The sequence below is a fragment of the Paenibacillus sp. FSL K6-0108 genome, assembly GCF_045040695.1.
GTDB lineage: Bacteria > Bacillota > Bacilli > Paenibacillales > Paenibacillaceae > Paenibacillus > Paenibacillus pabuli_B.
The window spans coordinates 7350540-7374252 of record NZ_CP150288.1 but is presented as its reverse complement, the minus strand read 5'-3'; the positions used below and the strand labels follow the sequence as shown (position 1 = coordinate 7374252).

Sequence of the window (23713 nt, the reverse complement as noted above, 5' to 3'; positions counted from 1 at the left end):
TTCAATCAACTCCTTTTGGAATGTTATCATACTGCGCTTGAACAAAATCTGAACAACGGATCAGGGTTCTAAAACATGTATTCATATCAAAAACACCCAGTCAAGGTTAAGATCCTAGGCTGGGTGTTTCCTTTAGTTACATTTCTAAGATACAGATATTACTTTTGCAGCACTTACACCTATCGGATGGTTAATTCCACCACATCTTCTTCCTTAGTATTATGGGCAGCATCTTCTAGGTTATTAACCTTTACAGTTACTGTACCAGCCTCTGTAATATCAGCTTGTAATGTTACTGTCAACTTCTTCTTATCTTCTGACCAAACTCCCGATTCCGTATTGAATTCTTGGTCACCAATAAATAATTGACTGAAAGTTACGGGTTCACTAAATGTCAGCTCAACACTTTCACCCTTAGTAGCTTTTCCATCGCCATTACTGTCCATTAATGTTGCTAAATTGATTGTTGGAGCTTTATTTTCCTTAATTGTTACTTGGAAATTTTTCGTTTTCGTAATTCCGTTTTGCGTAAGTGTTGCTGTTAATGTCACCACATCATCTGCATCATCATTGCTGCTTCTATTAACCGTACCGTCAGCATGGACTGTTGCACCATCAACGGTATCAGCAGTCCATGCAACTGAAACGCCATCTAGATCCGTTGGTAAATTTAAAGCCTCCGTTACCTCCTGCAAGGTCGGATTACTGGCTTTAATTAAGTTTTCATCGATTTTTGCCCGTGCCTCATCAAGTACTGCCAAGTCATCAGGATTATGCTCGTACGCATCTTTAGTTTTTCCAGCACCAGCAGCATCTAAATCAAATATAGTAGTATCTGAAATATTTAAATTTGCATAGTTGACGTTATTTCCAATCCCAAATCCATTGGCGGCTGGAGCCGTGATAACAATTTCACTAGCACCACTCGTTGTTAAACTAGAGCCCTCTCCCAGGTAAATTCCATATACGGTACCAGGGAAAGTACTTGTTTTCACATTTATTGTACTATCAGTGATATTTACAGTAGCACCTTTGGAAGTCTGAATACCATTGGCACCTCCGTTTGCACCATTTGATGAGATTATAGAATTAATAATGTCTATTGAAGCACCTTCTACATCAGCTCGTACTCCAATTGCATAATAAGAACTATTGTCAGAATTCGTAAAATGAACTGAAATAGTTGTATCTTTTATTTCTAGTTTTGCATTAGCATTTTTTAATAGAATCCCTGAAGCTCCATAACCACCACCTGCTGGAAAATCCACCGTTACATGATCAAGTATAACGTCCGCAGATCCGCTAATATAAACTGGTCCACGTTCTCCGTCCTGTGCTGTTCCTAAATAGCTACCTTTAACTGTTAGATTTTTCAATAAAACTTTACTTGGAGTTGCTGTGACCGCCACTCCAGCCGTAAATTCCAATTTATTCTGACCGTCAATAATAATGGGGTTAGCTAGGTCTACTTTAGGAACTGAGATAGGATCTGTTACGGAATCATCCACTGTAATTGTTTTTACCAAACCATTTTTCACATAGTTATGATTAACACTATTCACTACTTCTGTACTGTCTTTTACACGTAAAACAGTCGAAGTGGTAACCTTAAGAGTTTCCCCGTCTGCAAAAGCGACTTTTTGCGAATTACCGCTTTTTGTAACAGTTACAGACTTGAGTGAAAATGAACCTGATGCGATGGAACCTTGAGCGAGATCTTCATCTGTGTATGAGATTTCCAAGCCTTCAACTGGGTCCCCATTCTGTGAGAAAGTCATTGAATTTTGTATTTTCCCAGCTGCTTCACTGACAACTGCGCCATTCTCCCAAATGAAGTCGCCTGTTAAGTTGTTTTGAACAATTTCATAAGCAAATGGAACATGCTGTAATTTGACCGAATTGGTTATACTTTGACCACCATTTGCATCTTTTACTGAGCCTTCCACTAGGGCAATATCAGAGCCAACTTTAAAAACATTAGCGCTAGAAGTGTCTCCACCAATTGTCATTGTCAGGCTTGTTCCATCTTCAGACCAAACAGCCTTGATTGGATATTGATCAGTACCCACCCCAAATACAAAATCTTTCCCAAAAAGATGCTCATCAATACTGTGATCCTCTGTGTTCCCGCTATATCGAACGGGTTCACTAAATTTGAATGTAATTGTATCTCCTGGTGAAGAATCTCCGTCTTTATCGATATCATTTAAAATGGCACTCACGAGGTAAGGCTTTTTCGATTCTAACACTGTAGTTTCGATGGAAGCCTCTTTGATTGCATTTCCATTCGTTGCTGTAACCTTTAACAAAAGTTTATCATTCTCATTATCCGCATCATCTTGCATTACGTTTCCTGTTGAAAGATCAATGCTTGCGTTATGGTCGCCCACTTTTGTAGCTGAATCCCATTTAAAGCTTGTACCATTCGGTCCCACTGTAACTAAATCAAGTGAAGTAGATACCTGCTCTAAGCTTGGGTTTTCTTTTTTAATAAGTGAAGGGAGCAATGCCGTATCGACTACCAGCTTTAATTCATCCTCTGTTAACGGCTCCCCTTTTTCAGCAATCGCTTTTTTCACTGCTGTTGTTACATCTGTGATATTTTCTGGAGTAACACCTTGAATATCAATACCTTCCAATAGTTTTACTAAATCATCTGCACCCGGTGCTGGTGTTGCATTGATTTTATCTTGCACTACCTCAACAGGGCGTTTAATCGTATGTGTCATTTTACCGTTGGCATCTACTGTTACGATAATTTGTGCTTCTTTTAAGGAAGGTGCATCTTCTTTAATCGATATAGTAGCTGTACCAGGACCTTTTGATGTGACGATGATTTCTCCATCTTTTAAGGTAGCTGTTGCGACATTTGCATTACTTGATGTAACTGTTGTACCAATCATGCCTACAGCAAGTGGATCTTTGTTGTCTGTATCTTCAATATTATTGGCTTTCAGAGTTTGGGAAACAAACGGGTTCGTTGTGCCCCCATTATTTCCACCGTCTGTTGATCCGCCACCATTAGACCCACCACCATTGGATCCACCTCCACTCGAAGGTGCTGTCGGTGTTGTTGGAGTTATCGGGGGGGTAGAGTGTTCTACCTGCGCGGTGTTCGTCACATTTTTAATTGCTGAAGATATACCTCCCGGGTATTTTACAGCTTCTTCAGGCTTAATATTTTCTGGCTTAATCAAAGTATCAATTGTAGTGTCTTTTGGGACAATCAGTTGACTTCCATATTGTTTCGTTTCTACTGTTGATAGTTGGGCTTTATTTTCAAGCGTTACTTTTATTGGTGTGACAATGGTTAAATCACTTGTTTCAAGCTGTCCTTTTACGACTACATCCTGGTTCCCAATAAAATCGATTGAATTGATTTTACCTGCAATTTCGATATCAGATACATTGTTACCAACCTTAATCGATGGTGTAGCATTATTCGTCAAAATTTTAGTGTTGTCACGGTTTACATCAATTTCATCTACTGTTGTGTTGGTAAGTTTAATAACTGATTCTTGCTCACGTTTTGCATCCCCTTCAATAATTAAGCGGCCGTTTAACGCAAGCTCATTAAATTCAATTTGCTTTTGGTCACCTTTTTTAACCGTAATATCACCAGTAATATTAGCATTTGCCAGCTTAATATAATCGCCTGCAATGGTTATATTGGCTTCGACAGTACCTCCTGCCAAATCTAATGTTAGCGGGTTATCCACCGTTCCTCCATTAGTCAATTCCAGGTTGCGAATACCGATGATTTTTGTGCCAATTTTGATAAAGTCTAAATTTGCCTCATTCAACGCCGCTAAATTTTTTGAATGAAGTAATGGCTGGAGCTCTTTTTTGATGTAAAATACCTGACCACCCATAGTCATTTTATTGCCGCTTATTTCAGAAATAATTTTCTCATCTGGTTGGCGGTTATCACGATAATCTGTTGTTTTTTCGGATCTTATTGTAAATGCTGCCATATCTCCGCGAGTTAGTGTCGAAATTCCACCGTATTTTAGGGCGGATTGTCCGGTTGTAATACCTAGATCATATAAGGTTTGAATATATGGAGCAGCCCAATTATTTTTTAATTGTGTATCCGTAAATGGTAAATTAATTTCTTTGGCGGGTTCTAGACCATAGCCATTGACAATAATTTTTGCCATTTGATTTCGTGTAATAGGTGAGTTCGGTTTAAATGTCCCATCCTGAAAGCCATCGATAACACCTGCTTCTTTTAATGCTTCTATGTACGGGTATGCCCAGTCACTCGTTGAAACATCCTTAAACGTAGGATTAAAAGATTTGGTAACATTTAATCCTAGATTAAGTGCCAGAATTTTTGAGGCTTCTGCTCGTGTTAACAATCCTCCTGGTTTGAATGAACCATCTTTATAACCACTAACAAAACCACGCTCAAATAATTCATTCACATATTCATAATAATCCGAAGCAACTTTGATATCTGTAAAGGTTTCCCCATTCTCACTCGCTTTTATATAATCCGGTGCCACAACGGTAAGTGCGCTTGTTGCAATCGTTGTAGCAAGTGCTATTTTGAAAAATTTGTCATATAATACGGTGTTTTTATTCATCCTACTACTTCCTCCTCGTGATTTAATTTCAGTTTGATAGATATGTCCTTAATTTAACGAAGTGCATCTGAACAAAATCTGAACAAAATTAAGACGCGATGGCGGATGGAGGCAGAGAATCGGTGCATCGCTTGTGGATGCTTCCTGGGAGGAGGGGCGTTCATAAAGAAGTGAGAGGTACCCTTGGTTAGTCCATTACCGGACTGTATGGCATTCTTGGTGACGGCACAACAGGGGCGATCGAGATGGCACGTATACATTTTGATCTAACGAAACACCTGAGAATCCACGAGTGGTAACAGAGAAGAGGCCATCCCTGGGGTTGGCCTTTTGCTGGTTTTTTTGTAAGAAGCTCGTTTCATTAAGATCGTTATACTGGAGATCTCTTCGCAACGCTGTATTAATCACTTTCATGTGGAGCGTCTTTGTAAAAAGCACCATCCCGCAGTTGGTCTACAAATCCCTGCAACCACTCATAATACTGCTCGGCATGCTGAAGTTTATGCAAATCCCGCAAAGCGTCTTCCCGTTCCTCCGGTGGAGTTGTTCTGGCAAGAATAATCTCTGATAACTCCGGAATGACCTCGCGAAGACTTTCTTGCATCACATCAATCTCCCGTTGGAGCTTGGCTCCGAAGAAATTCTGAAACGTAGTGAAAAAGTTGGTTTCGGCCAAATAAAGATCCTGGCGTTCCCGCTTTTCCTCCAATTTATAGATCATCTGAGATTCGGTAAGCGAACGTACAGCATAACTCATATTGCTTTTGCTCATGTTCATGGACGTTTTCATCTCTTCGAGTGTCATAGGTCGATCTTCAAAATACATAATGCCATACAGTTGACCAAATGAGTGATTGACTCCGTACAGATCCATCGTATTGGCAATTGCGCCAATAACTTTCTCCCTCAGCTCAGGCCGATAGGACAACGAAGAATGGTTCTGGTCCTCGGCAGCTTCTTTTCCCACAATCTCACCTCTAGTATATGGATGGGATTCCCTGTTTTCATTTCATATTTTACATGACTCTCCGTTATTTTAACATAATCCGGAATTACATTTTTCAAATGTATTATACAATTATTTTTGTACGGAAGTAAAAAACAAATAGATTTAAGGGGATTATGCATCATCGTAAAATAAAATTTGAACAATGAGGAGTGTATGAATTGCGTGTAAAACTATGGAGGGAAACAGAAGCGGTTCTGTTCACTCTTCCTGCCCTTATTCCCTTACTTATTTTCTGGCTGGGGCCCTTGGGATACATTGTTTATCTGAGTTTTACAGATTGGGACTTCATGAGTCCTGACAAACTATTCGTTGGTTTAGATAACTACAGCTATCTGCTCACCAATTCTGAATTTTATCGTTCATTAAAAGTTACATTGTTGTTCGGTCTTGGAAGTGTAGTGCCCACCATTGTTGGGGGATTGGCTCTGGCGATGCTCATGAACAGCAAGATTAAGTCCTCTGGACTGTTCAGGACGCTACTGTTCTCTCCTTGGGTGACCCCGACTGTTGCGGTTTCCATTGCGTGGTCCTGGATTTTCGAACCCGAAGTGGGACTGGCTAACCTCTTGCTTGGTTGGGTCGGCGTATCCCCCATCGGCTGGCTGAGAGATGCAAACTGGGCACTGGTGGCTGTTCTCATCGTCACGCTGTGGAAATCGATCGGCTGGTCCATGGTATTTTACCTGGTCGCATTGCGTAATCTGCCATCCGATTTGCTTGAAGCCGCATCGATTGATGGGGCAGGCAGCTGGGACAAGTTCCGGAGTATTACACTGCCGTTGATCTCGCCAACCACGTTCTTCCTGTCCATTATCCTGACGATTCAGTCGCTTCAGGCCTATGACCAAATCAACGTGATGACCCAAGGGGGACCGGCTGGATCAACAAGAACGTTGCTCTATATGTATTACCAGTCTGCATTTGAATCCTTCAATGTCGGCGAAGCTTCTTCCATCGCTGTTGTTATTATTCTGATCTGCGTTCTGCTGTCAGGGGTATCCTTCCTGCTTGGCCGACGCCTGGTGCACTACTGATGAACATGACCGCTTTAAGTAAACAAACCAGAAAAGATAATAGCCGTGAGGAAGTGCAGAAAGGGAAGGTCCCTCGTACAGGAAAAGGATTTGCCACTGCACTTCGCTATCTGCTGCTTGCTCTGATCAGTCTGACGATGGCATTTCCGTTCTACTGGATGGTTATCAGCGGCTTTAAGACCAATGACGAGATCTGGCAGTTCCCACCAACCTTCTGGCCCGAAACGTTCCGCTGGAACAATTATGTGGATGCGTGGCAGTCGGCTCCATTTGCCCGATACATTCTGAACAGTACAGGGGTAGCGGCAGCGATTTGCCTAATTCAGGTCATTAACTCCAGCATGATGGCCTACGCGCTCACCCATATGCGTTTTCGCATGAAGGGCGTGCTCACTGGACTGATTCTGGTGGGTTACATGATTCCAAGTACCGCCGTTTATCTGCCCAGTTATTTGGTGCTCAGTGAGCTCAAATTACTGGACTCCTATACCGGACTGATCGTGTCCAACTGTGTCAGTGTGTTCTCCATCTTCCTGATTCGTCAGGCATTCATGCAGGTGTCTCACGAACTGGTGGAAGCCGGACAATTGGATGGCGCGTCGCACTTCCGCATTCTGTGGACCATTATGACGCCGCTTGTTCGATCGTCGTTTGCCGTGATGGTGTTGATAACATTCATCGACCAGTACAACAACTATTTCTGGCCGATGCTCATTACCAAAGACCCGAATCTGCAATTGGTATCCGCAGGTCTGCGCAGCTTTTTTGTGGAAGGTGGGGCCTACGGTCTCGCATGGCCGCAGATCATGGCCGCCAGTGCCTTTACCATCGCACCGCTGCTCATTCTCTTCTTGTTTACGCAGAAGACGATTATGCAGAGTGTGAACATTACTGCCGGCGTGAACAAGAACTAATTTTCACAACATATTTATATAGGAGGAATCAATATGAAGTTGGGTCAAGCAAGCATGAAATGGCGAAACAAATTAAAGCTCAGGTGGAGAGGGGGCATGTCGCTGGTACTAGCTGCGAGTTTTGCCCTGATCACCGCGTGTGGTTCCTCAGCTGATAGCGGCACAGGCACTGGTTCAGATGCAGCTGCTGCGAATGGAGCTGATTCTGCATCAAGTAATCCGGTAGAGATTGAGTTCTGGTATGGTCTTGGTGGTAACCTGGGAGATAACATGAAGAAGACGATTGATGCCTTCAATGCATCCCAGAGCGAAGTCGTTGTGAAAGGGATTGTACAAGCCGATTACACGGAGACCGAACAGAAGCTTCAAGCAGCTATTGCCTCGAAAAAAGTACCTGCCGCTGTACTAAGCTCCAACATCGACTGGGCGCGCAAAGGATACTATGCACCCCTGGATGAGCTGATCGCTGCCGATCAGAGCTTTAACAAGGAAGATTATGTACAGACCTTCCTGGAACAGGGGAAAGTAGACGGCAAGCAGTATTTCTTACCAATGTACGGAACAACGCAGATCATGTATTACCGTATGGATGCGCTGAAAGAGAATAATATCGATCCTGCCACTCTGACGACGTGGGAGGCACTTGCTGAAGCGGCAGCGAAGATGAGCAAGCAGGAGAATGGCAAGACAACCTTCTACGGCTGGGAGCCGATGTGGGGTAGCGATAACATGATCGATGCCGTGCTGGGTAAAGGCGGGAAGATTCTGAGTGATGATGGTAAGACCGTAACGATTGATTCACCGGAATGGATAGAGACGTGGGAGTTGTTCCGCAAGTGGATTAATGAAGACAAGACCATGGGGATTCATTTTGGCGGCCAAGGCTGGGAGTACTGGTACAAAACGATTGATGATGTCATGAAAAATAAAGCGGCTGGATACACCGGTTCCAGCGGTGACCAGGGAGATCTGGATTTCAGTATCGTTGCAGCCATGGAACAACCAGGCTGGGAAGGTGTAGGCCAAGGCAAACCTGTAGCGAGTGCAATTATGGCAGGTATCCCGGCTGAAGCAAGTCCAGAACAGCAGCAAGCAGCCTATAAGTGGCTGACGTATTTTTCGGAAACAGCCAACACAGCATCTTGGTCCATGAACACAGGTTACATTGCAGTTCGTCAATCCGCTCAGGAAGATCCTGCATTCAAAACATTCAGTGAAGAGAACCCGCAAATCAAGGTTCCACTTCAGCAGGCTTCCCATGCTTCGGCTCCGTTCCAAGATCCGACCGGAGGCAAAATTAATGATGCACTGAAGGCTGCAGCAGATCAGGTACAGATTAATAACATTCCAGCTGCACAAGCACTGAAAGAGGCCAAGGAAAAGGCCCAAAAAGAACTGGATCGAGTGAAATAACAAGGGAAACAAACTTAACTTGGAGGAGCGGTGCAGTCATGTACCGCTTTTCTTACCTTAGTAATTCAGCAGACAAGGAGCGTAACCGATGTCCGAACTAACGCTTGGGGGCCTGTCTACCCCAATTGAGGCTATTTTGTTTGACAAGGATGGGACTTTGCTTGATTTTACAGCGATGTGGGGCTTCTGGACCGATTGCGTAATGGAGAACTTCCGGGAGGAGCTTGCTGCCCGCGGCCTTGAGTTCAATGCAGCAGAGATTCCTCATATCTGGGGAACATTCCATGATGAGCAAGGACGGATGAACGGCTATGATGTACGAGGACCCCTTGCCATGGGAACGATGGAGGAGGTCTACGCCGTATTAACTTGGCATGGTTATCGTGCAGGATTGAGCTGGGCGGAAGCGAAAATTATCGTGAGGGAATGTCTGCTGCAGGCAGAATATGCAATGAATAAAGAACGCCCTGCTCAGCCACTCCCAGGCGTCCTTGCCTTTCTTGAACAGTGTCGCAGCAAGGGACTGAAACTGGGCGTCGTCACAGCGGATGAGACAGAAAATGCCCTCAGTCATCTGAAGTGGATGGGCATTGAATCCTTTTTCTCCGTAGTTGTAGGAACAGATCAGGTTGGAAGGGGAAAGCCGTTTCCTGACATGTTGCTGCTGGCATGTGAGCGTCTGGGTGTACCTACTGCAAGAGTTGTCGTGATCGGCGATACGGACGGCGATATGGAGATGGCTCGTGCTGCAGGGGCTGCCTGGAGGATTGCTGTCGGGGAGCCTGCTCATATCAAGCTTGCGGATCTTACGGTCCGTTCATTTGAAGAATTGCTGGAAGTCGAGGTTAACCGATGACGGGTCATTCGTATACCGGATGGATATTGCTTGCCTTGGCGATTGGATTGGAGCTGAGCGGTACGATTCTAATGAGGGTCTCGGATGGTTTTACCCGCTTGTGGCCGTCCATTCTTATGTTCGTTTGTTATGGAGCGAGCTTTACCCTGTTGAATTTTGCTGTGAAGTATATGCCGCTTGGAGTTGCTTATGCAATCTGGTCGGGCGTAGGCATTACATTGATTGGGATCGTGGGACATTATTTTCTGGGAGAACGTCTGAAGACGATGTCAATTGTCTGGATGGGCTTCATTCTGATTGGCATAATTGGACTGAAATGGAGTGATTCCTGATGGAAAATAAAAATAAATACGTACAGCCGATAGTCAGCTTTCAGGTCATTACGGACACACATGTAAGAGAGCAGGCAGATCATATCCATAACCGTCATTTGGAGAAAGCGCTGGAAGACATCGCAACGTATAGCCATGGAAGCAGCGGAATTATGCATGTGGGCGATGTTACTGATCGTGGACTGCAGCAAGAATACCAGGAGTTGCAGCGGATATTGGAGGCTCAAGGTGATTCACTGCCTTCAATCCTTTACACTGTAGGCAATCATGATATTGGGGCCATGGTATGGGGAGATCCACCGCTGAACTTGACTACAATGACCGGGCAAGAGGTGGGTGAGGTGCTGGGGCATTCAACGGATATGGGCCAAGTCGAGGCTGAAGATATCGAGAAACCCAAGGAATCCATTACGATTGATGCATTGTGGCAGAAAAGGTTGAACGATTTTACAGCAATTACAGGTATGAACGGGTCGTACCACGACCACTGGATCAACGGTTATCATTATATCTTCTTGGGTACGGAGCAGCCTCATCCGAAAGATTGCGATATGTCTGCCGAACAACTGCAATGGCTTGAAGCGAAGCTATCCGAGCAGGCCGCTGCAGACCAACCCATTTTTGTTTTTCTCCATCAACCGCTGATGGATACAGTCGCGGGTTCCATGAAGGAACAGGGTTGGTATGGCGTGAATCAGGATGCAGCATTAAAGGATGTTCTAAGTCGTTATCCGCAGGCAATTCTCTTCTCCGGGCACACCCATTGGCAATTGCAGGCTCAGCGTACCATGTACGAAGGAGGGGAGCAGATGCCAACGATGTTTAATGCCTCCTCCGTAGCTTATCTCTGGACAGATGAGGATGAGCATCTGGATGGAAGTGAGAGTTTACATGTAGATGTGTACCATGACCGCGTCGTTGTTAAGGGGCGTGATCATGTAACGGGCAGCTGGATTGAAGGCGCGAAATATACGGTTCATTATCCGGTAAAAGTAAAGGGTAGTAATTAATTCATACATCGGGTAATGTATCGAAGATATATAGGGAGCAAAGCGCAACGTCCTCCCTTCTTTTCAGCGCAGGATGTTTTATGTAAGGCAAAATAGTAGACTTCGCTCGTTAATTGCAGCGGAGTCTTTATTATGGCTGTAAAAGTTCCACGTGAAACGTAGCAGTGACGGGTAAAATTGGACAAACTTGTAAATGGGGCTCGCGGAGATCTATACTCAAATTAGTGGAAACGCGCCTGCCAATTACGTACGAAAGGGCGTAGAAGCAATGCAAGATTATTCTTCGTATACGTTATTTCATAAACATTGAGACAGAATTTCGTCAGCTCAAAGTTACATTCGGATTCGAGCAACACCAGTCGTAAGCTGGAACTATCGATCAGTAGAGAGGATGTATGTGTGCATGAGGGAACTTCAAGTTGAAACAAGATATGGCACGGTTCAAGGAGAGCTTCTGCATGGAGTGAATGTATGGAAAGGCATTCCCTATGCCAAACCACCCGTGGGTGAATTGCGCTTTCAGGCTCCGGTTCCACCCGAGATTTGGAATGGAATCAGAGAGGCGAAGCAATTCGGCCCTGAAAATATACAGCCAAGAAATCCTCAAACCGAGGCCATATCCGGACAGCCTCCGGTGGAATCGGAAGACAGTCTTTACCTGAATATCTGGGCACCTGAAAAGGAAACCGATAATCCACTTCCCGTGATGGTATGGATTCATGGTGGATCATTCGTGTCAGGTGCTGGCAGCCAACCTATGTACGATGGAACACAACTCGTCCTCCGGGGAGATGTTATCGTTGTGACGATCAACTACCGCTTGGGACCGCTAGGATTTCTGCACCTGGCTCCGTTTGGAGAGGGTTTTGCATCCAATGTGGGTTTACTGGATCAGATTGCTGCGCTGCAATGGGTACAGGACAACATCGAGGCTTTTGGCGGTGATTCGGATAACGTCACTGTATTCGGAGAATCTGCGGGCAGCATGAGTATTGCAGCGTTGATGGCGATGCCAGCAGCCAAAGGATTGTTCCACCGTGCCATTATGCAAAGTGGAGCTTCGCAGGTCATGCCAGCAGAGCAGGCTTCAGCCATTCGTGATGGCATGCTGAAGGTTCTGGGTGTAACACCAGATGACCTGCATATCCTCAAAACCATTCCAGTGGAGCAAATCATCGCTGCTGGCGAGACGGTCAAACAACAAAGCGGTGCAGGCATGGCCCTGTTGTTCCAGCCCGTACTGGATGGAGTTACACTTCCGAAGTCGCCTCTTCAGGCAGTAGAAGAGGGCGCAGCACAGGATATCCCTGTACTGATCGGAACCACTCTGCATGAAGGCTCATTGTTCATTCAGCCTCAGGTGCCTTACTCGGAAGAGATCAACATGGTGAAAGCTGTTGATTTTATGACACCTGATCTGGAGAATCGGGCTGCCATTGCGGACAGTTATCCGAAGACCGCAGATGGTCAAGCCCAGGTGATGACGGATCTGTTCTTCTGGCGCTCGGCTGTGCAATATGCGGCTGCTCAGCAGAAACATGCACCTGTATGGATGTATCGGTTTGACTGGGTCATGCCGGAGCATCCACTGCTGCATAAATCAATCCATAGCATCGATATCTTCTTTGCTTTTAATACGTTACCTGTATTGAAGTTTATGAATGCCGAACCGGATGCTGCCGCAGCAAAACTGGCAGGTAAGGTGCAGGATGCATGGATTTCGTTTGCCAAGCAGGGCAAGCCTGAGACGGCGGGAGTAAATTGGCCAACCTACAAAGATGATCGGGCCACGCTGATTTTCAATCATGAAGTGGAGTTGATTCATGACCCAGAAGCATCCAAACGCGAGCTTCTGGGGCTATAGAACTGATCCCATCTGTACTTCATCTCAACATATTAAAAGGTGTGCTTCGTCAACCAATGACGAGGCACACCTTTTGTTATGATGGATCGAACCTGCCGACTGTAATGGCAAACGCTATGGTACTGTTTTTCACCTGAACCTATGTGCTGTGAGTGGAATGAGTCCAAAATCTACTTTCGGGATGCTTGTGTCTTGGATACATCATCACAGTAAAAGGCTCGATTGCCCCGGGAGAACAGCACCAGTATGACATGAACGAACAATACCAGGAGAATCAGCACATGCAAACCAACAATGCCGATAGAGAGCCATATTTTATAGGGCTCGAGCATCGCATTTTTGTTTAGCAAAGCATAATCGTTTATGATTCGAGCAATGGTCACAAACAGCCAAGGGACGTAAAGCGCCAGCAACCTTTTGAACAGGGATGCGCTGGAAGGCTCGCCAGTCGCCCGGTTAACATATCTAAACCGCATGAGAGCGGACCCCGGAGTCTTGCCATCTCGTAATGATGGAATAAAGAAAAATACAAACAGCATGGCGATCATCGTATTTAGCGTACTGACGATTACATTTGTATTACTCCAATTGAATATGGACATCAGATTGGACAGGAATACAACAACTACACCGTCAATGATAAGCGCCAGCAATTGAGGCACAGGATAGACCTTGTTTTGTTCCAGAATCTGCTCGCTCTTCGCCTGAATACTGGCACGAGACGGAAATAAGGCAAGCAGGATGGGCGCTGCGAAAAATCCAAGTACCGTTCCTGAAGTATTCAGAAACAGGTCATCCACGTCAAACAGCCGGTACGGGCAATCATAATAACCGTAGAAGCCGGTGATCTGGGTAATCTCAAAGAACAGGGATAAGCCGAATCCGCTTAACAAAGCCTGATTCCAGTACGATCTTTTTTGCCAAAAATAACGAATATACACGCCAAGTGGCATGAGAAGCATTATGTTGAACAGAACCTGCAGAAAAGCTCTGCCCTGGATCATTCCCATATAGCTGGCGGGTTGAGACCAGATGATTGGCGTTTCTTTCATAATATCTTTTACAAAGGTGAACGGAACAAGGTTGTAATATACGGTATCCGCTGCTTGCTGTGCACATGTATTACGAGTTGTCGGGAAAGGAAGAATAACCAGACAATATGCAGCCAGCAAGTAGAAAATAAATGAAAAGCTGACGCCAAACCGTGACCAGCTAAAATATCCATCTTTCCGATATCCGTAGATTAACCAAGGCACCAGCAGAAACATGGCAATAAGGACAAAAATAAAGAAAGCCGTTTGGACAGGAAAAACATAGGGTGACATAAGCAGAAACTCCTTTTATAGGATGAATATCAGCATTTCGTGTGAGACACGACTTTGAAAATAGTATTTCGTTGCGATGCTCCATCATTTTTCTTCTAGAGCTTCAGTATAAGGAATCTTCCTTAAATCAGGGGGCGGGGCAATCTTAAATTTAGTTTAAAATCAATTAATCACCGTGGTCTATGTGGAACAATGGACTGCATTCCCGTATACTTGCGAGGAAGCCACAAAATGAATGGAGAGTTTAATACATATGTCTAATTTGCCTAACTGCCCCAAATGTAATTCCGAATACACGTACGAGGACGGTAATTTGTTGGTATGTCCAGAGTGTGCGCACGAATGGGCGCCAGCGTCTGAACAAGAGAGTGCTGAAGAAACGAAAGTCGTACGTGATTCGAATGGTAATGTCCTGAATGATGGCGATACCGTTACGGTCATTAAAGATCTGAAGGTGAAAGGCAGCTCGCTGGTGGTTAAGCAGGGGACCAAAGTCAAAAACATCCGTCTGATTGACGGTGACCATGACATCGACTGCAAAATCGACAGTCTGGGCGCGATGAAGCTGAAGTCCGAGTTTGTGAAAAAAATCTAGCAATCTCTTTTAGGTAGGCTGGATTGCCATGTTACTGGCCTTGTTTTAAGCCATAAGGAACGTTCATTTCCTGCAATGCTGTGGAAGTGAAGGTTCTTTTTTGTTGTGTGGAGAAAGGGTAAGAATGAACCTTTGAAGGATCGGCTTTGTCTATAGATTTGAAAAGGCTGATGCAGAGAGAGGAGGTAAAGCTTTTGAACGAAAAGGAATTGTTTGAAATGTACAACAAGGATGTGTACCGAACCTGTTATTACATGCTCCACCATGCTCAGGATGCAGAAGATGTATGCCACGATGTCTTTATTACGGTGTTTCGTCAGGATTGGCAGAAGGTTGAGTACATGAAGACATGGCTGATGAGAATTACGGTGAATCATTGTCTTAACTTTCTGAAGAAGGAGCGCACAGCCAAGCAGCGGGAGAAAAAGCAGTTTATTCTCACTCCTCAACGAACCGCTGATCCGGTTGATACGTTGATCGAGCATGTGGAGGAGTCCGAGGTCTGGGCACAATGGGTTCATGAGCTGCCTGAGAAGATACGTTCAGCGATTCTGCTGCGTTATATGAATGAATTGAGTTTATCCGAAGCTGCAGAGATTCTGGAAGTACCACTGGGTACGGTGAAGTCAAGAGTTTATAAGGGAATTCGATTGCTTAGGAAAAAATGGGATCAAGCCAGAAAGCAACATCAGAAAGGGGAAATGTATAGTGAAGCATACGGAAAATCTGTTGTCTCGTCATCTGAAAAATGATGCAGATATTCGCTATCCCGATTTCGATGCCATGTGGGATCAGATAGGGCAGGATCAGGAGCGTTGCCCTGAACTTCATGTATCAGAGAATAAAGCATATGTGCCACAGCACTTCAAATGGAAAAAGACTGCACTGATCGGAACCGCTGCAGTTATTCTCATGGCGACGCCGGTATATGCAGCAGTCCACTATAATTGGGGTGATCTTTTAAATCACCGCAGTGGTATCCAGAATGCCATGCAAAAGGAGCTTGGACAGAAACTGAATCAGTCCGTGACAGTAAAAGGGGTAACATTAACGCTGGATACAGCCTTTTCCGATGATAATCGCACAGTTATTTTGTATTCGCTGGACCCTGGTAAGTATAAAGGTGATACCGTAAGATTCCCTTCTATTGGCCTGCGGGACGAGAGCGGCAAGCTGATCGAAGGCAGGTACTATCATGTTTTTGATCAGACCGATGGCAAGTTTAAAGGGTACTTTGAGACGGAGTGGACACCATCAGAAAAAGAAGCAAATGTTGACTTCACTGTAGGTGGAATCCAAGTGTTAGTTCCGGAAGAAAAGGAAATTACCCTAGATCCTTTACAGCCACAATCACAGGTGTTCCATATCAACAAGGATGGTTTGGGTGAACTTGTAGTGAGCGCATTCAACGAGAAGGAAAATAAGATGATGTTGTCTACATCATTAACCTTTGATCAGCCGGAGGTTCGTGACTATGCCTTTCCTTATTTAAAGATATACGATCAGAAAGGACAGATGGTAGAGGAGAATGCACCGAGTATAAACGGTAAGCCTGGAGAACATGGTGAATATATATCAGAACAGTTCTATAACCTGGAGACGTTGAAGCAACAAGCATCATCGTATGTACTGGCTTACAGTAAAGAAGATAGCAAAATGGATCAATCGCTGGATATCGGTATTCGTCTGGATAAAACAGAGATGCTTAGTGGTACGAGTAAAAGAGTGCTAAATATCCCTCTGGAGGAGCAGTCGGATGGAGTGATCGTTAAGGAAGCGATCATTACACCTACCCAAATCAGGGTGACCCTTGCCCATAATGAACTGTTCTTGCAACTACCCTATTTGAGATACACACTTGATGTGAATGGCGCCAAGCTAGATGGAGGAGTATGGCTGTCAGAGGATTCGAAGCATGAACAGGAACTACGTTTTGAAGTGAGCGCTGGTCTGGAAATCAATCCAGATACACCAATGACTCTTTATGCCCAACATAAAGTCAATTATTTTGAGGGTGAATTTGAGCCAGTTACGTTATCCGCGATTAGTGAGAAACCACAGTACCTTGATTCAAATCTGGGCGGTTCTATAATCCATTGGACATACTACCGCAAGGACGGTGATTTGTACGTGGAGAGATATAGTGATGATCTGCATTTTGGGGGAATTAATCAGACCTATACGATTCAAAAGGGAAAACGAAGTTATGGTACTTCGGCCAAAACTCAATTTGCCGGTGACGGAAAAAACCTGGGCATTGATCGCTATGAGAAGTACTCATCGGATACGGCAATCGTATATCCGTGGATGTACAGCACAGAAGAACCGGAGCGTGAAGTAGCTGTGCAGCTGGAAGAGAAAAAGAAGTAGAACTGCTTGATGTAATTGAGATGAGAAAAGTCCAGTAACTTATTTGAAATGCATTGACAGGAAATATTTAGAAGTACTATACTGGATAAAATTTAACAGTCAAATGCAATGATCAGGAGTAATAAGGTTTAAGGTTTGATCCAGAGAACTGCCGATTTGGTGCAAGGCAGTCCAACCTATCCCCAACTCACCTGTGAGCAGCAGAATCGAACCGTAGTTACGTGAGTATCGTCATTGCTCAGCGCACAAAGGGCTGGATGTTGAAAATGATGCTATACGCTGACTTCATGTAGATCCTGACGGTTAACCTCCGTCATCAGGTCCTGAGATGTTATGGCAGGGTAGGTTGGAGCATGATGTATCCAATCCTGTTCATGGATCAAGAAGAGTGGTACCGCGAAGGTCAGACCTGTCGCCTCTTAGTTGAGGCGGCAGGTTTTTGTTTTTTATATGGCCTTAATGTTGAGAAAAGGCAGGTGCAGAATCATGGAAAGATCACGTGTGATTGAGTATTATTCCAGATTTGACGAGTGGGGAAGGCTGGATCGAGAACCGCTGGAGTTTATCATTAACATGCATTATATCCGAGAGTCACTTCCGGCAGCCGGACTTGTGCTGGACAATGGCGCAGGACCCGGAAAATATGCGCTGGAGCTTGCCCAACTCGGATACCGTGTCACGCTCTCAGACCTGACCCCTGCATCTGTTGATATGGCCCGGCAGAAGGCAAAGGAATTGGATTTAACACAGCAGTTTGACGGATTCCATGTATTGGATGCGACCCATCTGAACGGCATTGCAGATGAGACGTATGATGCGTCTCTGATGCTGGGGCCGTTGTATCATTTGCAGGCGGAAGAAGAGCGAGTGGCTGCGGTGCGGGAGCTGCATCGGGTCACCAAGCGTGGGGGAACTGTGTTTGTAGCGATGCAGAGCCGCATGCGAATGGGCATTACCTCTTTGCAATTCCCGCAGCAATGGAAACCGCATGACCACATGGAAGCTATTCGTTCTTTTGGGGAAAAGGGGACATTCGATCATCTGGATCAAGGACGGTTTACGGGGGCGTACTATTTCAACATTCAGGATATTAACCCGTTTATGGAGCAGCACGGATTCGAAACGGTAAACCTGATTGGATCGTCCAGTCTGAGAGCTATGCTCACAGAAGAGCAGCAGCAATATTGGAAAGAACGCGGAGAATACGAAGAGTTAATCCAGTACATGATTGAGGCGGCCAAAGACCCGTCGATATTGGGAATCTCGTCTCATCTGCTGTACATTGGAAAAAAGAAATAATCATGAAATCATTGGATTCTGAGAAGAATATTGCACAAAAGTGTCCTCTGGAAACAGAGGGCACTTGTATTTTTCCTCAAAATAGTTCAATATTAAGATAAATAACAAAAGGTGATCTACTTACAATAGGTTAGATGAACGACGGATCGCTTCATAACAGGGAGGAATAGACAATGGAAATCGGAATCAGTACATTTGTGGAGACGAACCCGGATGTAAAAACAGGAGAACTTATAAGTCATGCACAGCGTATTCGCGACGTTGTTGAAGAGATTGTTTTGGCAGATCAGGTGGGGCTGGATGTGTATGGCGTTGGAGAACATCATCGCGCTGACTATGCCGCTTCATCACCAGCTGTCATTCTGGCCGCTGCAGCTTCACAGACCAAAAATATCCGCCTGACCAGTGCAGTTACGGTGCTGTCATCGGATGATCCAGTACGGGTATTTCAGGATTTTGCAACACTCGACGGCATTTCGAACGGACGTGCGGAGATTATGGCAGGGCGGGGATCATTCATCGAATCGTTCCCATTGTTCGGCTATGATCTGAACGACTACGATGAGCTATTTGACGAGAAATTGGATTTGCTGCTCAAGCTGCGTGATTCAGAAAAAGTAACGTGGGAAGGCAAACACCGCCCTTCCTTTAACAATCTGGGCATTTACCCGCGCCCGGTACAGGAAAAACTGCCAGTATGGATCGGCAGTGGCGGTAACCAGGAATCGGTTGTCCGCGCAGGTCTGCTTGGATTACCGCTTGTACTCGCCATTATTGGTGGTCGTCCTGTTCAATTTGCACCACTGGTGGAACTGTACAAGAAAGCAGCCGCACACGCGGGACATGATGCTTCCAAGCTGACTGTGGCTTCTCACTCTCATGGGTTCATCGCGGATACAACCGATGAAGCGGTGGAGAAATTTTTCCCGCCAGCTCAAGCGGTTATGAACATACTGGGCCGGGAACGTGGCTGGGGACACTATAGCCGTGCAACCTTTGACGCTGCACGTAGTCTGGAAGGCGCATTGTATGTGGGTGATGTGGATACCGTTGCTCAGAAGATTATCTACCTGCGCAAAGAAGTGGGTATTACACGCTTCATGCTGCACACTCCCCTCGGCACGATGCCGCATGAGGATGTAATGAGAGCCATTGAGTTACTCGGTAAAGAGGTAGCGCCGAAAGTTCGTGCTGAAATCTCGCGTTGGGAAGCTGAGAACGAAACCGCACGTTAATTGGTAATGGTATCCCTTATAGATCTAATTAATAAAAGGAGCATGTCCTTCATCCAAGCGATGAAGTGCCTGCTCCTTTTTTCGTTTCCTTTCCTTATCAATTCATGGCTTAGCCATTGGAAGATACCCCAACAAGGGAGAGGATGACCATGGACAACGTATGATCATATAGCCTTTTGGCGGCTTCTTCACTCTCAATATGGCCTCCCAGGTACAGATGGACGACACCATGCAGAGGGGCCCAGATCATACGGACTGCAAGCAGGAGATCGTTCTCCTTAAGCATTCCCTGCTCTATTGCGGCCGCAACCAGGGACGTAATTTGTTTGAGAGCAGTTGCTGTTCCTTGCAGACTCTCTGCATCTGGTTTGAATTCTGCAAATGAACCGCCAAACATCAGCTGATAGAAGCTGGATTGTGTAATTCCAAAATCCCAGTAGGCATAAGCGAGTTCACGAAGATAATTCTCGAATGATGCTTGCTGAGGCACGGCTTCAAACGATTGGGACAGGAGGGTACACCCCTCCATGTATAGGTATTTGGCTAACCCTTCTTTCTTGCCGAAGAGGTTATATATGATTTTGGTAGAGCACTCCATTCGTTCTGCCACGCGCCGAACCGTGACGGCTTCGGGACCGTGCTCTTGCAGCAAGGATGCGGCGGCCTGCACAATATTTTGGCGCAGGTTTTCGGAGTGCTGGAGTCTGGCTTCCTGAAAGGTAGTGACCGTGTGAGCGGATTCTTTGGAACCCGAATTGTGATCTTTCATCTATCTCATCCTCATACATCCATATTGTTGTTTAACGGAAACCGTGTTTCTTATCGTCATTCTACTGTTTTACGCTGGAAATCGTCAAATGATCAAAAGAAGTTGACAGTAAGAAGACAAGAGAGTACGATGATTTCATTAGGAAACACTGTTTCCAATAAAAAACGATCGTTCGAAAAGGGTGGATGAGATATGAAACAGGTTCAAAATCATTGGGTACTCATTACGGGGGCTTCTTCAGGAATTGGACAGACTTTTGCATTGGAGATGGCGTCAAAAGGCAAACATGTGGTCTTGGTGGCTCGATCGGAGTCCAAATTGCGTCAACTGGCAGAACGGATTGAGCGAACCTATCAAGTGAAGACGGAAGTAATTGTGGCGGATCTATCCCAAGCGGATGCACCAAAACATGTTTATGAGGAATGTATGAATCGGGGCATACAGGTCAATGTATTAATCAACAATGCGGGATTTGCCACGCATGGAATGTTTGAGCAGGTAGATGGTGCACGGCAGCAGGAAGAGATCATGCTGAATGTACTTGCAGTCATGAACATGACCCATCTTTTCCTGCCAGGCATGCTGCAAAAGCGGAGCGGTACCATCATTAACGTTTCATCAACGGCTGCTTTTCAACCTGATCCATACATGGCTGTATATGGGGCTACGAAATCTTTCGTCCTTTCTTTTACAGAGGCGTTGTATGAAGAGAACCGAAAACGGGGCGTACAGTTTCTGGCCCTGTGTCCCGGTGCAACGGAGACCTCATTCTTTGATGTCGTCAATGCCGAAGAGGCCTCGGTAGGCAAACGGGATACGCCAGAGCATGTTGTGGAAGTAGCGATGAAGGCGTTGGCGTCAGGCAAGCCGTATGCTGTGCCAGGGGCCTCCAATTACTGGACGGCCCAGTTGGCCCGCCTTATGCCGCGCAGACAAATGCTGCGCATTGTAGGGGGGATGCTTCGGCCTCGGTCAAAGAACGGCAAGCCGCAAAAGGCACAGGCTTAACGTACCAAACGAAAAAGCCGCTGCCAGCGAAATTGCTCACTGGCAGCAGCTATATTTGAATGATCTTCAATACTCCATAAGCCATACTGCATCCCGCAGCCCCCAAAGCAATCACCTGCGATCTCAGTCCCAAACCTCCGAAGTCAAACACTTTGGGTAGCAGCCAGTAGAGGCTGAGAATCGTCCAAATCGCCTGTAATCCCCCTGCAAGCAGCATCAGTCCTCCTGGAACTTCACCTACGGAAAATCCCAACGTGCCAGGGAAAGTAATTAGATTAATCCATCTCGTAGGAATACATTCTAACTCTCACACCATCAGTATTTAATTCTGTACTTCTCCAATCACCTGATTTCCGTTCTTAATCAGCGTGTAGCGAATGACCTCACCACTCCAGAAGTGAAATGTCAGCTCGATCTGTCCGTCGTTCAGTTCTTTGAGCCAATTGGGCTGTAGCTTAATTTCATTGGTCTCATAAGAAGGAGCAAATGTGGTCAAGATTTCCTTATATGGTGTCCAGTCCTGTGGCGCTGTGTTCCCACCGGATGTATACACAGCCTCCATCGTAGCAAGCTGATCACCTTGAAACTGGGTGGGAATGGAGAAGGTGTCTACCGTACCTGTTGCCCCGCCCAACTTGGGCTCCGTAGACACAATTACATTCCATTTCCATTCTGCGCCCCGATTGAACTTCGCTGTAAGTATCCCATGGTTCCCAAGTTTCTGAGTTGAGCGGATCATCCGGGATAACGCGGCGGATTTGACGGTTAACGCGTTGCCGCTGAGCGAATAATCCGTGCCAGCTTTCAGCATCTCCTCACCCGCATACAGGGCAACCAGCTTGTTTCCGTTTAACTTGATCGTCAATGGTGTGTCTCCCACAGGCGAACCTTGTCTGAAATAGAGCAGATCGCTTTCTCCTGTGGCAGAACGTCCTGTCCAGGACGCTTGGATCATCTGAAATAAATCGGTGTCAGCCCACTGAAATGTTTGTCGATTCAGATGCTGACCGTTGTCCCATAACATGGACGCAATCTTTTTTTCTTTTAGCTGATGACCGATGAATTCAAAATATTTCAGCTTCTCTCCCTGTTCGATGACATCGGTATGTTTGTCAAAGCCGAGCAGGCCGTATTCGCCCACAATAACCGGAATACCTTGAACAACCAGCGTGTTGTACACATTATTGAACGTGCTGGCCGCATCATTTTTTGTATCCGTATCGAAGGTGGTATGTCCTGCAATGTTAACGCTGAACGGCCAATATCCGTAATAATGCACCGTAGCAATCAGGTTGTGATCCTTCAGCCCGGCTATCGTCTGATGTAAACTATCCAGTCTCACCTGTGTTGGCGAACCTTCCAGCGTAGGCAGGACCAACAGGCGCTCGCCGTTATTTCCACCTGTTTCCCGTACCAACTTAACAAATGCAGTGTTCAATTCATGCAAAAGCTCCAGCTGCCGCGCCTCATCAATATTGCTGCCTGAGCCCATGTCTCCGGCATTCGTAGCCCCCCGATTAAAGCGTGGTTCGTTAACACTTTCAAACATAAGCTTACGTGGTTCATCTTTGAACTGCTTGGCAATCTGGGTCCATACTGCTTTATAACGGGAGAGCACCTGATCATGGTCCGTCTCCAGTTGGCTGATCCAGAGATAGGAATCATGGTGAACGTTCACGACGACATAGAGGTTGGCGTTCAGCGCCCATCGGACAACCTCCTGAACACGCGCCATGTATGCCGGATCGACCGTGTAATCAGGTGCGGCCCCGATATGTCCATCCCAAGTGACGGGAATGCGAATGCTCCGATATCCCTGGGCAGCGATCTGCTGTATCAGTTCACGGGTAACTCGCGGATTGCCCCAATTCGTTTCATCGGGTCCAACGGTATCCAGAGAATTCCCCAGGTTCCATCCAGGCTGCATTCCGTCGACATAGGTCTGAAGCGGACCAAAAGCCGTCGTTTCATGCTGTCTGGCAAGTTCAGACTTGGCAGCAGATGCGGGTAAAGGAAGCAGAATCAACAGACATAAGGTGATGCAAACAAGCTTCAGGACGAATTGGTAGCTAGGTGGGTTCATGAGGACTC

The 23713-nt window shown here is 45.7% G+C and carries 19 protein-coding genes; 13 read left to right on the top strand and 6 right to left on the bottom strand.

The features are described 5' to 3' along the window. Positions 1-179 precede the first annotated feature (179 nt). Complete coding sequence (locus tag MHB49_RS33325) at positions 180-4589, bottom strand: S-layer homology domain-containing protein (protein WP_405154473.1); 4410 nt, start codon at positions 4587-4589, stop codon at positions 180-182. A 400-nt stretch (positions 4590-4989) separates the two neighbouring features. Continuing rightward, a complete protein-coding gene (locus MHB49_RS33320; protein ID WP_405154472.1) occupies positions 4990-5556 on the bottom strand; it encodes a GbsR/MarR family transcriptional regulator in 567 nt (188 codons plus the stop codon). A 200-nt stretch (positions 5557-5756) separates the two neighbouring features. Here MHB49_RS33320 and MHB49_RS33315 point away from each other — a divergent pair, with 200 nt between their 5' ends. The 7 genes from MHB49_RS33315 to MHB49_RS33285 all read left to right on the top strand — a co-directional run bounded on the left by MHB49_RS33315 (position 5757) and on the right by MHB49_RS33285 (position 13021). Continuing rightward, a complete protein-coding gene (locus MHB49_RS33315; RefSeq protein ID WP_053782533.1) occupies positions 5757-6632 on the top strand; it encodes a carbohydrate ABC transporter permease in 876 nt (291 codons plus the stop codon). After that, positions 6632-7546, top strand: coding sequence for a carbohydrate ABC transporter permease (locus tag MHB49_RS33310; RefSeq protein WP_405154471.1), 915 nt, complete (start codon positions 6632-6634; stop codon positions 7544-7546). The genes MHB49_RS33315 and MHB49_RS33310 overlap by 1 nt, the downstream gene beginning before the upstream one ends. Before the next feature lie 33 nt (positions 7547-7579). Continuing rightward, the gene (locus MHB49_RS33305; protein WP_405154470.1) at positions 7580-8959 is read left to right on the top strand and encodes an ABC transporter substrate-binding protein; all 1380 of its coding nucleotides are present in this window, start codon (positions 7580-7582) and stop codon (positions 8957-8959) included. Between the two features lie 88 nt (positions 8960-9047). Then, on the top strand, positions 9048-9815 hold the full coding sequence (locus MHB49_RS33300; RefSeq protein ID WP_405154469.1) for an HAD family hydrolase: 768 nt from the start codon (positions 9048-9050) through the stop codon (positions 9813-9815). Continuing rightward, positions 9812-10147 (top strand): DMT family transporter, encoded by a 336-nt coding sequence (locus MHB49_RS33295; protein WP_405154468.1) that lies wholly within the window; start codon positions 9812-9814, stop codon positions 10145-10147. The genes MHB49_RS33300 and MHB49_RS33295 overlap by 4 nt, the downstream gene beginning before the upstream one ends. Then, complete coding sequence (locus tag MHB49_RS33290) at positions 10147-11157, top strand: metallophosphoesterase family protein (RefSeq protein ID WP_405154467.1); 1011 nt, start codon at positions 10147-10149, stop codon at positions 11155-11157. Before MHB49_RS33295 ends, MHB49_RS33290 begins: the two co-directional genes overlap by 1 nt. A 403-nt stretch (positions 11158-11560) precedes the next feature. Then, positions 11561-13021 carry a carboxylesterase/lipase family protein gene (locus MHB49_RS33285; protein WP_405154466.1) on the top strand — a complete coding sequence of 487 codons (1461 nt, stop codon included), beginning with the start codon at positions 11561-11563 and terminating at the stop codon, positions 13019-13021. A 170-nt stretch (positions 13022-13191) separates the two neighbouring features. Here MHB49_RS33285 and MHB49_RS33280 read toward each other — a convergent pair whose 3' ends face one another. After that, positions 13192-14346: a VanZ family protein gene (locus tag MHB49_RS33280; protein ID WP_405154465.1), complete on the bottom strand. Its 1155-nt coding sequence runs from the start codon at positions 14344-14346 to the stop codon at positions 13192-13194. A gap of 253 nt (positions 14347-14599) precedes the next feature. On the opposite strand from MHB49_RS33280, the gene MHB49_RS33275 reads away from it, so the two are divergent. From MHB49_RS33275 to MHB49_RS33255, 5 genes are all read left to right on the top strand, one after another. Continuing rightward, the gene (locus tag MHB49_RS33275) at positions 14600-14941 is read left to right on the top strand and encodes a zinc ribbon domain-containing protein YjdM (RefSeq protein WP_192271904.1); all 342 of its coding nucleotides are present in this window, start codon (positions 14600-14602) and stop codon (positions 14939-14941) included. A gap of 194 nt (positions 14942-15135) precedes the next feature. Continuing rightward, positions 15136-15693, top strand: coding sequence for an RNA polymerase sigma factor (locus MHB49_RS33270; RefSeq protein WP_405154464.1), 558 nt, complete (start codon positions 15136-15138; stop codon positions 15691-15693). Next, complete coding sequence (locus tag MHB49_RS33265; RefSeq protein ID WP_405154463.1) at positions 15650-17311, top strand: DUF4179 domain-containing protein; 1662 nt, start codon at positions 15650-15652, stop codon at positions 17309-17311. The genes MHB49_RS33270 and MHB49_RS33265 overlap by 44 nt, the downstream gene beginning before the upstream one ends. A gap of 486 nt (positions 17312-17797) precedes the next feature. Then, a complete protein-coding gene (locus MHB49_RS33260) occupies positions 17798-18610 on the top strand; it encodes a class I SAM-dependent methyltransferase (protein WP_405154462.1) in 813 nt (270 codons plus the stop codon). A gap of 173 nt (positions 18611-18783) precedes the next feature. Further along, positions 18784-19845, top strand: a complete 1062-nt coding sequence (locus MHB49_RS33255) for an LLM class flavin-dependent oxidoreductase (protein ID WP_247899952.1) — start codon at positions 18784-18786, stop codon at positions 19843-19845. A 109-nt stretch (positions 19846-19954) separates the two neighbouring features. On the opposite strand, the gene MHB49_RS33250 is transcribed toward MHB49_RS33255, so the two are convergent. Continuing rightward, positions 19955-20614 (bottom strand): TetR/AcrR family transcriptional regulator, encoded by a 660-nt coding sequence (locus MHB49_RS33250; protein ID WP_405154461.1) that lies wholly within the window; start codon positions 20612-20614, stop codon positions 19955-19957. A 192-nt stretch (positions 20615-20806) separates the two neighbouring features. On the opposite strand from MHB49_RS33250, the gene MHB49_RS33245 reads away from it, so the two are divergent. Beyond that, complete coding sequence (locus tag MHB49_RS33245; RefSeq protein WP_405154460.1) at positions 20807-21622, top strand: SDR family NAD(P)-dependent oxidoreductase; 816 nt, start codon at positions 20807-20809, stop codon at positions 21620-21622. Between the two features lie 49 nt (positions 21623-21671). Here the strand turns inward: MHB49_RS33245 and MHB49_RS33240 are convergent, their stop codons facing one another. Together MHB49_RS33240 and MHB49_RS33235 are read right to left on the bottom strand one after the other, a co-directional pair. Continuing rightward, entirely contained in the window at positions 21672-21875 is a 204-nt protein-coding gene (locus MHB49_RS33240) for a hypothetical protein (RefSeq protein WP_405154459.1), read from the bottom strand. A gap of 69 nt (positions 21876-21944) precedes the next feature. Further along, positions 21945-23705 carry a cellulase family glycosylhydrolase gene (locus MHB49_RS33235; RefSeq protein ID WP_405154458.1) on the bottom strand — a complete coding sequence of 587 codons (1761 nt, stop codon included), beginning with the start codon at positions 23703-23705 and terminating at the stop codon, positions 21945-21947. Positions 23706-23713: the final 8 nt, after the last annotated feature.

Excerpts from the sequence above, each read along its gene's own strand:
- MHB49_RS33325 (WP_405154473.1), bottom strand. The coding sequence starts at position 4,589 with ATGAATAAAAACACCGTATTATATGACAAATTTTTCAAAATAGCACTT.
- MHB49_RS33310 (WP_405154471.1), top strand. The coding sequence starts at position 6,632 with ATGAACATGACCGCTTTAAGTAAACAAACCAGAAAAGATAATAGCCGT.
- MHB49_RS33305 (WP_405154470.1), top strand. The coding sequence starts at position 7,580 with ATGAAGTTGGGTCAAGCAAGCATGAAATGGCGAAACAAATTAAAGCTC.
- MHB49_RS33300 (WP_405154469.1), top strand. The coding sequence starts at position 9,048 with ATGTCCGAACTAACGCTTGGGGGCCTGTCTACCCCAATTGAGGCTATT.
- MHB49_RS33295 (WP_405154468.1), top strand. The coding sequence starts at position 9,812 with ATGACGGGTCATTCGTATACCGGATGGATATTGCTTGCCTTGGCGATT.
- MHB49_RS33290 (WP_405154467.1), top strand. The coding sequence starts at position 10,147 with ATGGAAAATAAAAATAAATACGTACAGCCGATAGTCAGCTTTCAGGTC.
- MHB49_RS33285 (WP_405154466.1), top strand. The coding sequence starts at position 11,561 with ATGAGGGAACTTCAAGTTGAAACAAGATATGGCACGGTTCAAGGAGAG.
- MHB49_RS33280 (WP_405154465.1), bottom strand. The coding sequence starts at position 14,346 with ATGTCACCCTATGTTTTTCCTGTCCAAACGGCTTTCTTTATTTTTGTC.
- MHB49_RS33275 (WP_192271904.1), top strand. The coding sequence starts at position 14,600 with ATGTCTAATTTGCCTAACTGCCCCAAATGTAATTCCGAATACACGTAC.
- MHB49_RS33260 (WP_405154462.1), top strand. The coding sequence starts at position 17,798 with ATGGAAAGATCACGTGTGATTGAGTATTATTCCAGATTTGACGAGTGG.
- MHB49_RS33255 (WP_247899952.1), top strand. The coding sequence starts at position 18,784 with ATGGAAATCGGAATCAGTACATTTGTGGAGACGAACCCGGATGTAAAA.
- MHB49_RS33250 (WP_405154461.1), bottom strand. The coding sequence starts at position 20,614 with ATGAAAGATCACAATTCGGGTTCCAAAGAATCCGCTCACACGGTCACT.
- MHB49_RS33245 (WP_405154460.1), top strand. The coding sequence starts at position 20,807 with ATGAAACAGGTTCAAAATCATTGGGTACTCATTACGGGGGCTTCTTCA.
- MHB49_RS33235 (WP_405154458.1), bottom strand. The coding sequence starts at position 23,705 with ATGAACCCACCTAGCTACCAATTCGTCCTGAAGCTTGTTTGCATCACC.